This is a genomic window from Nonlabens sp. MIC269 (assembly GCF_001430865.1).
GTDB lineage: Bacteria > Bacteroidota > Bacteroidia > Flavobacteriales > Flavobacteriaceae > Nonlabens > Nonlabens tegetincola.
This window is the reverse complement of sequence record NZ_CP011373.1, coordinates 1796922-1811353: the sequence shown is the minus strand read 5'-3', so window position 1 is coordinate 1811353 and position 14432 is coordinate 1796922. Positions and strand designations below refer to the sequence as shown.

15 protein-coding genes are annotated in these 14432 nt (G+C 35.2%); 9 read left to right on the top strand and 6 right to left on the bottom strand.

Features of this window, described 5'->3' with window-relative positions:
* Window position 1: 1 nt before the first annotated feature.
* Entirely contained in the window at window positions 2-793 is a 792-nt protein-coding gene (locus tag AAT17_RS08450; RefSeq protein WP_060523621.1) for a transporter, read from the bottom strand.
* Window positions 790-1446: a metal-dependent transcriptional regulator gene (locus AAT17_RS08445; RefSeq protein ID WP_060523620.1), complete on the bottom strand. Its 657-nt coding sequence runs from the start codon at window positions 1444-1446 to the stop codon at window positions 790-792. The genes AAT17_RS08450 and AAT17_RS08445 overlap by 4 nt, the downstream gene beginning before the upstream one ends.
* 92 nt (window positions 1447-1538) lie before the next feature.
* Here AAT17_RS08445 and AAT17_RS13320 point away from each other — a divergent pair, with 92 nt between their 5' ends.
* On the top strand, window positions 1539-1937 hold the full coding sequence (locus AAT17_RS13320; protein WP_157539255.1) for a hypothetical protein: 399 nt from the start codon (window positions 1539-1541) through the stop codon (window positions 1935-1937).
* On the opposite strand, the gene AAT17_RS08440 is transcribed toward AAT17_RS13320, so the two are convergent.
* A complete protein-coding gene (locus AAT17_RS08440; RefSeq protein WP_042277104.1) occupies window positions 1909-2781 on the bottom strand; it encodes a helix-turn-helix transcriptional regulator in 873 nt (290 codons plus the stop codon). The genes AAT17_RS13320 and AAT17_RS08440 overlap by 29 nt on opposite strands.
* A gap of 188 nt (window positions 2782-2969) precedes the next feature.
* On the opposite strand from AAT17_RS08440, the gene hemA reads away from it, so the two are divergent.
* From hemA to AAT17_RS08420, 4 genes are read left to right on the top strand one after another with little or no spacing between them, the layout of a single operon-like run.
* A complete protein-coding gene (gene hemA / locus AAT17_RS08435) occupies window positions 2970-4226 on the top strand; it encodes a glutamyl-tRNA reductase (RefSeq protein WP_060523619.1) in 1257 nt (418 codons plus the stop codon).
* 47 nt (window positions 4227-4273) lie between these two features.
* The gene (gene hemC / locus AAT17_RS08430) at window positions 4274-5227 is read left to right on the top strand and encodes a hydroxymethylbilane synthase (protein WP_042277099.1); all 954 of its coding nucleotides are present in this window, start codon (window positions 4274-4276) and stop codon (window positions 5225-5227) included.
* Window positions 5228-5265: 38 nt separating this feature from the next.
* Window positions 5266-5799, top strand: a complete 534-nt coding sequence (locus AAT17_RS08425; protein ID WP_060523618.1) for a 3-hydroxyanthranilate 3,4-dioxygenase — start codon at window positions 5266-5268, stop codon at window positions 5797-5799.
* A gap of 53 nt (window positions 5800-5852) precedes the next feature.
* The gene (locus AAT17_RS08420; RefSeq protein WP_042277093.1) at window positions 5853-6917 is read left to right on the top strand and encodes a CNNM domain-containing protein; all 1065 of its coding nucleotides are present in this window, start codon (window positions 5853-5855) and stop codon (window positions 6915-6917) included.
* Between the two features lies 1 nt (window position 6918).
* Here the strand turns inward: AAT17_RS08420 and AAT17_RS08415 are convergent, their stop codons facing one another.
* Together AAT17_RS08415 and AAT17_RS08410 are read right to left on the bottom strand one after the other, a co-directional pair.
* Window positions 6919-7458, bottom strand: a complete 540-nt coding sequence (locus AAT17_RS08415; protein WP_060523617.1) for a hypothetical protein — start codon at window positions 7456-7458, stop codon at window positions 6919-6921.
* Window positions 7459-7528: 70 nt separating this feature from the next.
* Window positions 7529-8800, bottom strand: a complete 1272-nt coding sequence (locus AAT17_RS08410) for a cystathionine gamma-synthase family protein (RefSeq protein ID WP_060523616.1) — start codon at window positions 8798-8800, stop codon at window positions 7529-7531.
* Between the two features lie 158 nt (window positions 8801-8958).
* Here AAT17_RS08410 and AAT17_RS08405 point away from each other — a divergent pair, with 158 nt between their 5' ends.
* Window positions 8959-9387, top strand: coding sequence for a hypothetical protein (locus AAT17_RS08405; RefSeq protein ID WP_042277085.1), 429 nt, complete (start codon window positions 8959-8961; stop codon window positions 9385-9387).
* On the opposite strand, the gene AAT17_RS08400 is transcribed toward AAT17_RS08405, so the two are convergent.
* Window positions 9380-10330, bottom strand: coding sequence for a histone deacetylase (locus AAT17_RS08400; RefSeq protein WP_060523615.1), 951 nt, complete (start codon window positions 10328-10330; stop codon window positions 9380-9382). The genes AAT17_RS08405 and AAT17_RS08400 overlap by 8 nt on opposite strands.
* An 87-nt stretch (window positions 10331-10417) precedes the next feature.
* Here AAT17_RS08400 and AAT17_RS08395 point away from each other — a divergent pair, with 87 nt between their 5' ends.
* The 3 genes from AAT17_RS08395 (at window position 10418) to AAT17_RS08385 (ending at window position 14385) form a co-directional block, all read left to right on the top strand.
* Window positions 10418-10867 carry a hypothetical protein gene (locus AAT17_RS08395; RefSeq protein WP_060523614.1) on the top strand — a complete coding sequence of 150 codons (450 nt, stop codon included), beginning with the start codon at window positions 10418-10420 and terminating at the stop codon, window positions 10865-10867.
* 181 nt (window positions 10868-11048) lie between these two features.
* Window positions 11049-11501, top strand: coding sequence for a nuclear transport factor 2 family protein (locus AAT17_RS08390; RefSeq protein ID WP_157539296.1), 453 nt, complete (start codon window positions 11049-11051; stop codon window positions 11499-11501).
* 25 nt (window positions 11502-11526) lie between these two features.
* Window positions 11527-14385 (top strand): S9 family peptidase, encoded by a 2859-nt coding sequence (locus AAT17_RS08385; protein ID WP_172792950.1) that lies wholly within the window; start codon window positions 11527-11529, stop codon window positions 14383-14385.
* Window positions 14386-14432: the final 47 nt, after the last annotated feature.

Genomic DNA, 14432 nt, shown 5'->3' with positions numbered 1-14432 from the left:
ATTACTTCTTTAGTATTCTGTAACTGAAACCAGCACTTAGTAAAATATTTTGATCGGCTGCGGTTGAGTTAAATCCTGTTCCTACCGTAACATCTAGCTGTAAATTATTATTCACTAAATAAGTACAACCAGCATCCCATAAGTGATATGCTGTGGTGTCTTCTGGTAAAGCACCATATAATTCTATGTAAGCTCCAAATTTCTTTGTAATATCAAATCCATAAGCGACAGTATACAAATATTCTATAGACCGATTATCTGCCACCCTAGCTCCTAAATTATAGGCTATGCTAGTGCTGTTAGAAAGTGTATGATCAAAAGAAAAAATCATTTCCATCCCAGTTTGTTCCGGTTTAAATTCGGTTACTGCTGTAAAGGGCAGCCGAAGGTGAGTCATTAAACCTATTTGAGGAATCCAACCGTTTTCATCAGTAATTTCAATTTTTCCTCCGACCAATAATGGAGTGAAACCTGTAGCATCAGACAGTTCTCTACCTTGTGAAGTAAGGCGTTCATTTTGATAATCCCAACCCAATCGCAATTCAAAATCATCACTAAGTCCATAACGTAATAGACCTGCGTTAAAGACAAATCGCTTTACATTAAAATCATCATCACCATTTTCAGTAAATAAAGCACCTGTTTCTATTTGAAAATTACCCTTACCTACAGTATAAGGTGATTCTGTAGCATCTGGTCTGTCAGTGATCAAGGTTTCTGATACTGAGACTGTTTCTTGTGCTAAAATTGGTAAAGCACATATTAGTAAAAGGCTCAAAATTATTTGCTTCATCCTTCTGTTTTAACCAGTAATTTATCTGCTATTTGTTTTGAGATATGAAGTTCCTTATCATCTGCCAACAAACTACAGGATAAATCAAAAACCTCTCTATCAACAACTTTAAGCACACTACCTAGTTTTATATGATGTTTATCTAGGTATTGAAGAAATTCAGTTGACGAATCTCTTATACCTGTGAGTCTAGAGTTCTTATTTAAAGCTAGCTGGGACAAAGGAATTTGTTCCCTATGTTCCATTACACCATTGGAATCTGGAATAGGATCGCCATGTGGATCGTGCTTAGGAAAACCTAAATGAGCATCTAGTTGATTAATCAATTTTTGAGATTGAATATGTTCCAGTTGTTCTGCTATTTCGTGTACTTCATCCCAGTTAAAATTGAGCTTTTCAACTAAAAACAACTCCCATAACCGGTGTTTCCTGATAATTTGAATAGCACACTTAAAACCATCCTCGGTAAGTCTAGATCCCTTGTAGGGAACATACTGTGCTAGGTTTTTATCGGCTAACTTTTTAAGCATATCAGTTACAGAGGATGCCTTAGTATCCATGCGTGCCGCAATATCATTAGTTGCAACGAGGTCCTTACCTTTCTGTAAATGATAGATAGCTTTAATATAATTTTCTTCGCTTACTGAATGCATGATTCAAAATTAAACATAATATTTGTTACGCATAAATAAATTTTTAGACTTAACTAAAAATTTAAGAAAATTAATCAAATGGGGTTTAGATTATGAATAGAGGCAAGATCATTTCCTTATCCAAGCAGGAATCAGGAGAAATTCTTCTTGAGAAATCAAACAACAACAGTGCAAGACATTTTTTATGCTACCACATTATGGGATGGTTATCCTTGTTTTTAAAAAAATCGTACGAACCAACCGATCATATTTTAATAACGAAAAACCAGTATATCTGTACGTACAATGATAAAATCATCTTTCAGGAAAGATTCTCTAGTATAAAGGCTTTATCCTTCAACCCTATAGATTCTTCCTTATGCCTTGCAACAAATCATCAAGAAATGAAAATACCGTTAAAAGTTTATTGCATAAGCTATGAAGAATCCCAACTGATTAAAAAAAAGGTTGCTTACATCAATTCTAATTGGATAAATACTTCTTTGGAGTAGTACCGTATTTCTTTTTAAAAGCACTTATAAAGTGACTCGCAGTAGAATACCCAACCTTGAGTCCTACTTCATTTACATTATACTGCCCACTATCAAGCAATTGTCTGGCGTACTCCATTTTATGATCCAGGGCAAATCCATAAACAGTTTCACCATAAACCTCTTTAAAACCTTCCTTCAATTTCTTAAGAGATAAACCTATTTCAAGTGCTAGGTCTTGTAAGGATGGCAAATCAGTCATGCGCTCTAGAACAATATCTTTGGCCTTTTTAATCTTTTTCATGTTCTCCTCATCTGCCAGAAAAGGACAAGCGTCAACATTGGCATCTTCTTCCCTATTGAAATAAAGAGACAACAATTCATAAGCCTTACCCTTGAAATATAATTTTTTGATAGCGTCGTTAAGATTGTAATTCATAAGTTGATGAAGTACAACCGCCATTGAAGGACTTATTTTATCATCAACGTAATACTTCTTATCTGCGTTTTCGGGACTCAAAAAGCTTACGTGTTCAGCATCTGGAGAAAATAATGAGTGAAATTTTTTAATAGAAACTAATACAGAAATGAACCAACTAGAAGGAGCTATTTTAAGATCCATAGGTAATCCTCGTGAAGGATTATAGAGCATGTATGAATTTTGCTCCAACAAATTAAGCTTATAACTACCATTATTAAAAGCCATTTCTACCTTACCCTTTAGGCAAAAATGAAATTGTAAAAAACTTTGATCAACCTCATAATTGAAACCTGTGTTGTTATCAGTATCATTTTTGATTCTAATTACATTAAATCCGTCTTCAATTCTTGTAACCTCTCTGGCACCTATGGCGATATTTTCCATAATAGCTTATTTATATTCACTCTAAATAATAGATATTACGCTTTCGCGAAAGCGTACTCATAACAGTACTTGCCTATACAAGAAGCAAGATTTTAGCAAAAATAACATATAGCGTAGAAAAACGAACTTGTAGCGTTATTTTTCTTTTAAGGACAACAATAACTTTGCGACACTTCCTTAACAAGGGTATGCATTCAGGTAACAACAAACATTTTTCTTTTTACGCAATTGGAATTAGCTATAAAAAAGCTGATGCTGAAATGCGTGGAACATTCTCATTATCAGAAGATGCTACTAGCAATCTTCTTAATGAGGCAAAAAGAGATGGTATCCCATCGCTAGTGGTAATATCCACATGTAACAGGACCGAGTTATATGGATTTGCCCAACATCCTTTTCAACTTATAAGATTGTTATGTGAGCACAGTCATGGAACTGTAGAAGACTTTCAAAAGATTGCCTATGTTCACAAAAACGAAAAAGCTTGTGAGCATCTGTTTAATGTAGGAACTGGATTGGACAGTCAAATTCTAGGAGATTTTGAAATTATAGGCCAGCTCAAAATTGCCTTTAAAAAATCAAAAGCTATCAAACTGGTTAATCCATATATGGAAAGATTGGTTAACGCAGTGATACAAGCCAGTAAACGTATTAAGACCGAGACGCAAATAAGCAGTGGTGCAACATCGGTAAGTTTTGCTAGCGTACAGTACATCCTAGAAAATTATCAAGTTAATAATGAGAAGAACATCTTGCTATTCGGTACTGGAAAAATAGGTCGTAATACATGTGAGAATCTCGTTAAACACACCTCAAATAAAAAGATTACCTTAATCAATAGAACTAAGGAAAAAGCAGAAAAAATAGCTGGTAAATTTGATCTAATTGTTAAGGATTATGCTCAACTTGAAGAAGAGATTGCGCAATCAGACATTCTTATAGTGGCAACCGGCGCACAAAACCCAACCGTTTCTAAAAATCTGATTTGTACGACTAGACCCTTACTTATCATGGACCTATCTATTCCTAAAAATGTGAATGAGGACGTGAAGGAATTAGAAAACGTACAACTAGTGCACCTAGATGAATTATCACAAATGACTAATCAAACCCTAGCTAGACGTGAGAAATTCATTCCACAAGCGCTAGCCATTATTGAAGAAATTCATACCGAATTCAAAATCTGGCAAGAATCAAGAAAGTTTGCTCCTACCATGCAAGCACTTAAGGCTAAGCTCACTAAAATGAAGGAAGCCGAAATTAAAAGCAATCGCAGTAAAATAAATAACTTTGATCAGGATCAAGTAGATTTTATCGCCGATAAAATTATTCAAAAAATTGCCGGACATTTTGCCAATCACCTGCGTGATGAGAATGAAAGCACAGATGAAGCCATAGACATGCTTAATAAAGTCTTTAAGCTTTCTGACAAAGTAGCTTCTTAAAAACACATACCTGTAACTTTCTTTTACATCAACATTAAACCAGTCGCATGTCACAAACCATCATCATAGGAACACGAGATAGCGAGCTTGCCTTATGGCAAGCTACTACAGTCCAAAAGGAATTAGAAAATTTAGGCTATCAAACCGAGTTGCGACCAGTTAAATCTCAAGGTGATCTCAATTTGAGTGAACCTTTGTATGAAATGGGAATCACAGGCATCTTTACAAAAACATTAGATATCGCTCTTGTTAATGGAGAGATTGATATTGCTGTTCACAGTTTAAAAGATGTTCCTACCCAATTACCTAAAGGCATGATACAGGCAGCTGTGCTGCCACGAGCATCTCACAAGGATATACTAGTCTATAAAGAAAATTTCAATCCAGACGATTCTATCACCATTGCTACAGGAAGTTTAAGACGCAAATCACAATGGCTAGACATGTATTCTCATCATAATGTCGTTGACTTACGAGGTAACGTTAATACTAGATTAGAAAAACTTTACACTAATAAAGATTGGAGTGCAGCAATATTTGCCAAAGCCGGTTTAGACAGAATCGGGTTACTTAAAAAGATAAAGGCTAACTATGGTTTTGAATACACAGATTTAGACAGCTTTATTCCAGCACCTGCACAAGGAGCGATGATGGTAGCAGCCATGTCCAAGAACACTTATGCTGTTGAAGCATCGGCGCGACTTAATGATAAAAACACTCAATACTGTGTAGATGTAGAGCGCGCATTTCTTAGAGAACTAGAAGGCGGTTGTACCGCTCCTATTGGTGCACTCGCGCATATTTCTGACAACACATTAACTTTTAAAGGCTGTCTATTAAGTCTAGATGGACGCACTCGATTTGATACAAATACTTCGATAGATTTAAAATCGGAAATGAATCATGAGGATTATATCGCTTTCGCGAAAGCGCAATCACAAAAAATTCTTGAAAACGGTGGAGCATCCTTAATGGCAGAAATTAAGAAAGAATTGAAATAAGTGGTATTTTTAATCAAAATATTTAAGTATTAAAAGTAATGGCCATAGCACCACCTTTCAACCTGAATAATTGGATAGAAGATAATCGCGATTTACTCAAACCACCAGTAGGAAATAAAAATCTATATACGGAATCTGGTGATTACATCGTCATGATTGTAGCTGGACCCAACGCTAGAAAAGATTATCATTACAATGAAACTGAGGAACTTTTTTATCAATTAGAAGGCCAAATAGAAGTTCATATTCAGGAAGACGGTAAGAAAAGAACAATGAAATTAGGACCAGGTGATATGTATTTACATCCTGCAAAGGTTCCTCATTCACCCGTACGACATGAAAATTCTTTAGGACTGGTCATCGAGCGCAAAAGGGTAAGTGAAGATGCAGTCGATGGGTTATTATGGTTTTGTGACAATTGTAATCACAAGCTTCATGAAACCTACTTTAAATTAGATGATATAGAAAAAGATTTTTTACCTAGATTCAAACAATTTTATGGTAGTGAAGAAATGCGTACTTGTAACAATTGCGGTACTACCATGCCTACAGATCCTAGATTTGTTGATTAAATCTTTCTTATTTTTCCTTTTTTAAAAAGTACCTTTACAAATAAACTATTTTCATGACACTGCTTATCATATATGCAATAGGTTCAATACTATTCTCCTTCTTATGCTCAATACTAGAGGCTGTTTTATTAAGTATTTCACCTACCTTTATTAAGGTTAAAGAACAAGAAGGTGCAGCTTTTGTAAAAGATCTTAAGCAGCTTAAAGATGATGTGGACAAACCTTTGATTGCTATTTTAACCTTAAATACACTAGCACACACAGTTGGTGCTATTATGGTTGGTGTACAAGCTGAGGCTCTTGTCGATGAAGGATATAGAGACAATGTTCTGGGAATTCCACTTGTAGGTGTTATATCGGCATTAATGACGGTACTTATACTTGTGCTGTCTGAAATTATACCTAAAACGATAGGTGCTACTTACTGGCAAGGACTGACGGGCTTTACAACTCGTACTTTAAAAATAATGGTAGCCATCTTAAAGTATACAGGGATATTATGGATGTTACAACTTACTACAAAAGCCATTGGTAAAAGTGCTCATATAAGCACCATGACAAGAGAAGAGTTTGTAGCACTTACAGAAACAGCTGAACAAGAAGGTGTTTTTGAAAAGACCGAAGGACAATACATCAAGAGTTTAATGAACTTTAATCAAATCGAGGTTAAAGACATCATGACACCTAGGTCAGTTATGTTTATGGCGGCACAAAGCACTCCTATCAAAGAGTTTTTTGAAAAAAACCAAGATCTAAGATTTTCGCGTATTCCTATATTCAATAAAAATAGAGATGATATAATTGGTTACGTGTTAAAAGATCACATACTCGCTGATATTATTCACGACAAACCTGCTGAAACTCTAGGAGATTTGAAAAGAGAAATAGCTATGGTACCAGCCTCTTTGCCTATTCCTCAACTATTTGAAAAAATGATAGCCACTAAAGAGCACATAGCTCTTGTGGTAGATGATTATGGTAGTGTTCAAGGTCTAGCCACTATGGAAGATGTTATCGAGACTATGTTGGGTCTAGAAATTATGGATGAAAGTGACAACATAGAAGACATGCAACAATTAGCACGTAAAAACTGGGAAAAACGTCAAAAGAACAAATAACCTACTTCTGTAATTTTTCTAGAATTTCTTTATAGGTAAGTGTATTGTTTCGGTTCTTTTTAAGATATTCCTCAACTTTATCCATTATTTGATTAGAGGATCCTAATTCAATGAACAACTGCTTATCATTTTCCCAATTCTCGTAATTACCTACACGAGTAGATAATTGACCTGATAATTCTGAAAAGGCTCTAATTTTTTTATAACCAGTAGTTGACTTTACCTTTTTAAGCTCTTCTAGCAAATCTTTATAAGTAAGAGATTCAACATTTTTGCCACCTACAGTCATCTTAGAAAGTAATTTTGAAAAATTTCTAAGAGTCCCAAAGAACTGTGCATCAAATCCATCAATCCCACATGGCTCTAGCTTGATTATAGCGTCTTTTACTACTTGCTCATTTTGAAACGTCCCATCTGATAAAAAAGTAAGTTTATCATCTAGAAAATCTAACTCACATTGTGCTTGAGAATTAGTGTCTTGAGCAGTTATGAACGACGTAGTAAATAATGTAATGAAAAGGGTAAAAAAAAGATGCCTCATAATATGATAACGATACAAGTTGCAAAGTTCGCATATTACAAGGCAAAATAGATGCCAAAATGAAACTTAATTAAGCAGTTTCAATAACATTTATGGTAACCTGGTCAAGAGCTTGACCAATATCCCAAATAAGATCTTCGTAATTTTCAACACCTACCGAGATTCGAATCAATGCATCAGTTACACCTATAGCTTCTAAATGCGCTTCATCTACCCCAGCATGAGTCATCGTTTTTGGGTGTTCTGCAAGACTCTCTGTACCACCTAAAGAAACAGCCAATTTTACTAGCTGCAAAGAATTTAGAAATTTAAAAGCCTCTTTTTCACCACCTTTAATTTTAAAACTTACCATGGCACCAGGACCAGAACATTGTTGCTTGTAAATACGATGATTTTCCGTTCCTTCCTCTAGCAGTCCTAGATACTTAATACTTGCTACTTTATCATGTTTAGAAAGGAATTCTGCTACTTTAATTGCATTTTCCTGCATTGCCTCCATCCGGATTTTAAGTGTTTCTAAACTACGTAACAACATCCATCCAGTATGTGGTGAGGCCATATTCCCTAAAAAGGTACGCAAGGTTTTAACTCTCACCATATTTTCAGCATTACCCAAAACAGCACCAGCAATTAAATCACTGTGTCCGCCTATGTACTTAGTAGCACTATACATTACAAGATCTGCTCCATGTTTTAATGGGTGCTGCCATAAAGGTCCCATATAGGTATTATCCACAGCAATAGTAACAGGTTTCTCGTCGGTCACAAAACGATCGGCTACTCTACGACACATTTCTATATCAATCAATGAATTAGTAGGATTTGCCGGAGTTTCAAGATGCATGTGGGCAAAAGTCGATGCGTGACCTGTTTCTTCAATCGCTTTTACAAGATCTTCTTCACTCATTTCGGAAGTAAATCCTAAAGTATGCACACCAATTTTTGGCAAGAAATGATTAATAAAATGATCTGTTCCTCCATAAGTTGGTGAACTATGTACTAATAGGTCTCCTGGTTTTAAAAACTCTAATAGAACAGTTGAAATAGCACTCATACCACTTTCAAAGACAGCACAATCATCGGCGCCATCCCACAATCTCAAGCGATTTTCTAGTATTTCAAGATCAGGATTATTTATACGGCTGTAAATAAGCCCCATTTCTTCACCAGGTAGCTTTTCTCTTTTTCCATAAGCCAATTCAAAATAGGCTTTACCTTCTTCTGCGCTTTTGAAAACAAAGGTTGAAGTAAGAAAAATGGGACATTTTATAGCTCCTTCAGAAAGTTCTGGTTTGTAGCCATATGACATCATTAAACTTTCTGGTTTCATAGATTTATTCATGGTTGTAGGCTGTTTAAAAATTGTGGCTAAATGTAACAAAATTCTCAACTATAACGATATAGTGATAAACTAGCTTTTATAAATATTTTCTTACACGTTAACAAAGATTTAAGGCTTTTGTTTATTTTTATACCTCAACCCAAAAAACTCTACCAATTATGTCGTACAGTGCAAAACCTAAATTATGGTTCTGGATTTTAGCAATCATCTTTTTATTATGGAACTTAATAGGAGTTGGATTCTTCATGGGAGAACTCCTTAAACCGGATATCATGTATGCCGACTTTACCGATGAAGTGATGGAATATGTTGAAAACAGGCCTTGGTGGTTCATGATCAATTACGGTATTGCAACCATTGTAAGCTTCTTAGCTTGTGTCATGTTATTATTTAAAAGTAAAATCGCAGTACCTCTATCAGTAATAGGCTTAGTAGGAATCGTGATAAGTACGATTTATTTTTTCACATCTGGAATTACTCAAGTGATCACAGGAGCAGAACAAGGTTTCACGATTTTTATACTTTTAATGGGTATTTTTCTGTGGCTTTTTGCTCGCAGTTCTCGTAAAAAAGGATGGCTTAGATAAGATATTCCTTTGCCACTTTAAACGTATTCGTATGTGCGTTTACTATGTGTTTAATCTCAGGAGAATATCCACCACCCATACTACACTGGACAGGGATTTTGGCAAAGTTCCTGTCTAATTTTTTTATAGCTTTAGTTGATAATTCCGCTTTCGCGAAAGCAGAAAAAGCAATTTCATCTCGCTTTTTACAACCTTCTTGAGACAAGGAAAGTCTTCCTAACTTATCGGTCTCAACCACATCCACGCCACAGAGGTAAAAAATAAAATCAGGTTTTACCGTATTGATCAAATCGGGTAAGGTTTTTTGTAGAAGTTCCAAATATTCTCGATCACCTGTTCCATCGGGCAAGGCGATGTCTAGATCGCTTTCTTCCTTTTTAAAAGGGTAGTTGCCGGCACCATGCATGGAAAAAGTAAAAACACTATCATCTTCCCTAAAAATTTGGGCCGTACCATTACCTTGATGAACATCTAGATCAACTATAAGAATTTTTTGAGCATATCCCTTATTCTGAAGATACCTTGCAGCTATCGCTTGATCGTTTAGTAAACAAAATGCTTCCCCATGATCTGTGTAGGCATGATGTGTTCCTCCTGCGATATTCATAGCAACTCCATTTTTAATAGCATGCAAGCAACCTTCAATCGTTCCCTGTGCTATAAGTAATTCTCGATGAACCAATTCTTCACTTAGAGGAAATCCCAACTTGCGTGCTGCTCTACGTTCTAGATTTAGAGTTATTAAATCATTGTAATACGTATTTGTGTGAACTCGTAACACATCGTCCAGTTCACATTTCTTTGATGGTTCAAAAAAATCAGTAGCTGTAGCTACTCCTTCATGAATTAATTGTTGCGGTAACAACTCATATTTAATCATGGGAAATCTGTGACCATCTGGCAATGGGTGCTTGTAAATGGGATGAAAGGCTATAGGAAACAAGTATCTCGTGAATTACAGGATTAAATCAAATTCAAAAATAAAGGGATGAACTTTTGTTGTAGTTTATCTTTGTAAAAATTTAGCGTTATGAAAAATATTATAGGCCTTTTACTAATTACTCTTTTACTTTTTTCATGTAAAGAAGAATCTAAGAATGAGGAGCAACTTCAATTAGAATCAAGAATTGAAACTTATGATTCACTTATGAAAGAGGCTATTAAAGCACACGATGTTATCATGCCAGACATGGGAAGATTACTTTCTTTAAAAAAGAAATTAGAAGCTCAAAAAATAGAAGGTGACCAGGCAATGGAAATTGAGAATGTTCAAATGGATCTCCAAAAAGCTTATGATGACATGTTTACTTGGATGGAAGATTACAGTTCTAAATTTCCTTACGGTGAACCATCGCCTTCTACAGCAGAAGAGTTAAATAAAAAAATACCCATTCTAGAAGAAGAAGTAAAAGAAATTAAAGAGCTTAAGGATTTTACTTTACAAACTATAGAAAAGGCAGAAATCCTATTACAGAAATAGATTTAAAGACCATACATTTTTAATAGAGCTAGCAATTATTGCTAGCTCTATTTGTTTTCAAAATACACAACTCCTTAAAACCATTCAAAATCAACATATTTTAGACTGAATTACACTTGTAGTTTTGTCATTATCTTTAGGCATGCAAAAAACTATTCTTTATTTTGTTTTGGGGCTGGTTATGACTAGCTGCGCAACGATTAAAAATGTATCAAACAAACAAGTAAATCAAGTACTAGACGACTGGCATAATGCAGCTGCTAGGGCCGATTATGAGACTTACTTTTCATTAATGACACAAAATGCTGTTTTTATAGGTACAGACGCTACAGAAAACTGGTCAAGGACGGAATTTGAAGCTTTTTCAAAACCTTATTTTGATCGTGGTAAAGCATGGTCCTTTACACCGCTTGAACGTAATATTTATACGAAGAACGGCATAGCTTATTTTGACGAGTTATTAGAAACTCAAATGGGTATTTGTAGAGGCAGCGGTGTATTGTTTGTAGAAAACAATCAACTCAAAATAGCACATTATGTTCTCTCTATAGCTGTGCCTAATGAAAATGTAAAATCTCTCACTCAACTTAAAAAAGATTGGGATCAACAGTATATCTCAAAACTTAAAAACTAATACCATCAAAGTACCTCAAATGAAAATGAAAACAATTTTTGTGTGCTTACTATTGCTAGTAGGCGTTACCGTTCATGCTCAAAAGAAATCACTCACTCATAACGATTATGATTTATGGAAAAGCGGTCGCAATGTTCAAATATCAAATAACGGTAACATAATCGTATATAGTGCTGTCACAGCTACCGGTGCTGGTGACGGATATCTACAAATTCATCATATAAACGACAACACAAGCAAGCAATTTTTTAATGGTGTGTCACCTGTGATTTCAAAAGATGAGAAATTTGTTTTCTTTCTAAAAAAACCAGCTTACGATATAACTAGAAAAGAGAAAAAAGATAAGGTTAAAAAAAATGAGCAATCCAAAAACGTCTTCATGGTTTACGAGGTTGCTACTGGTAGAATAATTGATTCTGTCACCAGAGTTAATAAATTCAATACGGTTAAGGATGTAGAAGATTTTGTAATCATAGAGCACTACAAAGACTTAAAACCTGAAAAGAAAGAAGAGACCAAGCCTTCTGCGCCTGAAAATGAGTCTAAGCGAGAAAAAAGACGCAGGTTGCGACGTGAAAAAAAAGAAGGTGTTTTACCAGCGGTTACTCCTAGTTTACCACCGTATGAAAAAGAAGATTATTTGATAATATATCAACCTAGCACAAAAAGAAGAGATACTATTTCTAATATTAAAGATTACACCTTATCAAAGAAAAGTAGCAATTTCATTTTTTCAGTAAAGCAGTCCAAAAAAGAGAAAGATAACGGAGTTTATTTGTGGAATGGTGATACCAAAAAGGTAGATACATTATTACAAAGCGCATGGAGATATTCTAATCTAAGTATCGATGAAATAGGTGAACAAATAGCCTACCATGTTGCCATGGATAGCGCACACAAAGACTCGCTTCATTATGAACTATTTTATCAAAAAAACAGTCTTGCAACTACTCAACAATTGGGTTATGGCAGTAACACCATTAAAGAAGATTGGCGTTTAACTTCAAAAAAGGCCAGGTTTTCTGAAGACGGAACAAGACTTTTCTTTTACAGTCAGCCTAAAATTGAATACACCATAGACACAACTTTATTGAAAGAAGAATTGCCTGATGTTGACGTATGGACCTACAAGGATCGATTAACCCAACCAGAGCAAAAAGTTAGATTCTCTTCTTTAAAAAACAAAAGCGCTACTACCGTTTTTAATACAGAAGACAATAGATTCATCCCGTTCAACAATTATGAATGGAGCGATCCTATAATGGATCGAGATCTTAATTCGAGATATGCGTTATTCGCAGATAACACCAAATATGATATTGAAAGATCATGGGAATACCCATGGCGCAGCGACTATTACTTACTTGACATACAAACTGGTAGGTTTGCTCAAACTTTAGCAAACTCAGGAAGCAGACCCATCTTAAACCCAGCATCTAATCATGTTGTCTATTATAATTATGACACAGAGGACTGGCATAGTATAAATCTAGAAACTAACATCGGGCGCAACCTAACTAAATTCTTGAAAGTGAAATTTAGTGATGAAGATGACGACCACCCTGCTCCAGTTGCTTCAAATGGTTATGGAGGATTTGATAAAGATGGTAACTTCTATGTTTATGATAAGTACGATATCTGGAAATTGGATCCAACTGGTAGGCAACAACCCATAAAAATTACACCCGATGGTCGCGAGAAAAAAATAACATATCGTCTTAATCGAATGGATAGAGACAAGGTCAATCAGGTTACTCTTATAGATGGTAAATTTTTAGTTTCTGTTTTTGATCACAAGACTAAAGAAAGCTCCATTTCATTACTAAGTAATAATAATTTACAACCCTTATTGGAAGAAAGTGATTATGCCATTAACGCTTTCGCGAAAGCGAAAAACACCAACGCTTTACTTTACACAAAAGGTAATTTTAAAACATACCCAGACTACTACGTTTTCATAGATGGAAAAAGTAAAAAGATATCCAATCTAAATCCACAACAATCTGATTTTAAATGGGGTACTGTGGAATTATTTACTTGGAACGCCTATGATGGAACTCCATTAGAAGGATTATTGTACAAACCTGAAGATTTTGACCCAAACAAGAAGTATCCTTTAATTGTTTATTTCTATGAGAAATACTCAGATCGTTTACACAGTTATCGATCTCCTCAACCTAGTGCAAGTACTGTAAATTTCAGCTATTTAGTGAGTAATGACTACCTAGTTTTTGTTCCAGACATTGTTTACAAGGATGGTTATCCTGGACAAAGTGCCTATAACTGTATAGTTTCCGGTACTGAAGCTTTAGAGAAAACGGGTTATGTAGATTCAAAAGCCATGGCTCTTCAAGGTCAAAGTTGGGGTGGATATCAAACGGCCTATTTAGTGACTGAAACCAATAAATACGCTGCTGCTATGGCAGGTGCTCCCGTATCAAATATGACAAGTGCTTATGGAGGAATAAGATGGGGCAGCGGACTGAGTCGTGCTTTCCAATATGAACGCACGCAGTCCAGATTAGGTAAAAATTTGTGGGATGGATTTGACTTATATGTAGAGAACTCGCCATTATTTAGTGTACCTAAAATTGAAACACCATTATTAATGATGCATAATGATGAAGATGGTGCCGTTCCATATTACCAAGGTATTGAAATGTTTATGGCCATGAGAAGGTTGAATAAGCCAGCCTGGTTACTTGTATATAATCAAGAAGCTCACAACCTCAGAAAAACAAAGAATCGCCGTGATTTATCTGTAAGAATGATGCAGTTTTTTGATCATTATCTTAAAAATGAACCAGCTCCTAAATGGATGACTAATGGATTATCCCGTTTAAAGAAAGGCAAGCAACTAGGCTACGAATTAAATAACGAGTAATGTCTATACATTTGATCGAGAAATAGAGTTAAAGTTCGTCAAAATAT

Excerpts from the sequence above, each read along its gene's own strand:
- AAT17_RS08450 (WP_060523621.1), bottom strand. The coding sequence starts at position 793 with ATGAAGCAAATAATTTTGAGCCTTTTACTAATATGTGCTTTACCAATT.
- AAT17_RS08445 (WP_060523620.1), bottom strand. The coding sequence starts at position 1,446 with ATGCATTCAGTAAGCGAAGAAAATTATATTAAAGCTATCTATCATTTA.
- AAT17_RS13320 (WP_157539255.1), top strand. The coding sequence starts at position 1,539 with ATGAATAGAGGCAAGATCATTTCCTTATCCAAGCAGGAATCAGGAGAA.
- AAT17_RS08440 (WP_042277104.1), bottom strand. The coding sequence starts at position 2,781 with ATGGAAAATATCGCCATAGGTGCCAGAGAGGTTACAAGAATTGAAGAC.
- hemA (WP_060523619.1), top strand. The coding sequence starts at position 2,970 with ATGCATTCAGGTAACAACAAACATTTTTCTTTTTACGCAATTGGAATT.
- hemC (WP_042277099.1), top strand. The coding sequence starts at position 4,274 with ATGTCACAAACCATCATCATAGGAACACGAGATAGCGAGCTTGCCTTA.
- AAT17_RS08425 (WP_060523618.1), top strand. The coding sequence starts at position 5,266 with ATGGCCATAGCACCACCTTTCAACCTGAATAATTGGATAGAAGATAAT.
- AAT17_RS08420 (WP_042277093.1), top strand. The coding sequence starts at position 5,853 with ATGACACTGCTTATCATATATGCAATAGGTTCAATACTATTCTCCTTC.
- AAT17_RS08415 (WP_060523617.1), bottom strand. The coding sequence starts at position 7,458 with ATGAGGCATCTTTTTTTTACCCTTTTCATTACATTATTTACTACGTCG.
- AAT17_RS08410 (WP_060523616.1), bottom strand. The coding sequence starts at position 8,800 with ATGAATAAATCTATGAAACCAGAAAGTTTAATGATGTCATATGGCTAC.
- AAT17_RS08405 (WP_042277085.1), top strand. The coding sequence starts at position 8,959 with ATGTCGTACAGTGCAAAACCTAAATTATGGTTCTGGATTTTAGCAATC.
- AAT17_RS08395 (WP_060523614.1), top strand. The coding sequence starts at position 10,418 with ATGAAAAATATTATAGGCCTTTTACTAATTACTCTTTTACTTTTTTCA.
- AAT17_RS08390 (WP_157539296.1), top strand. The coding sequence starts at position 11,049 with ATGACTAGCTGCGCAACGATTAAAAATGTATCAAACAAACAAGTAAAT.
- AAT17_RS08385 (WP_172792950.1), top strand. The coding sequence starts at position 11,527 with ATGAAAACAATTTTTGTGTGCTTACTATTGCTAGTAGGCGTTACCGTT.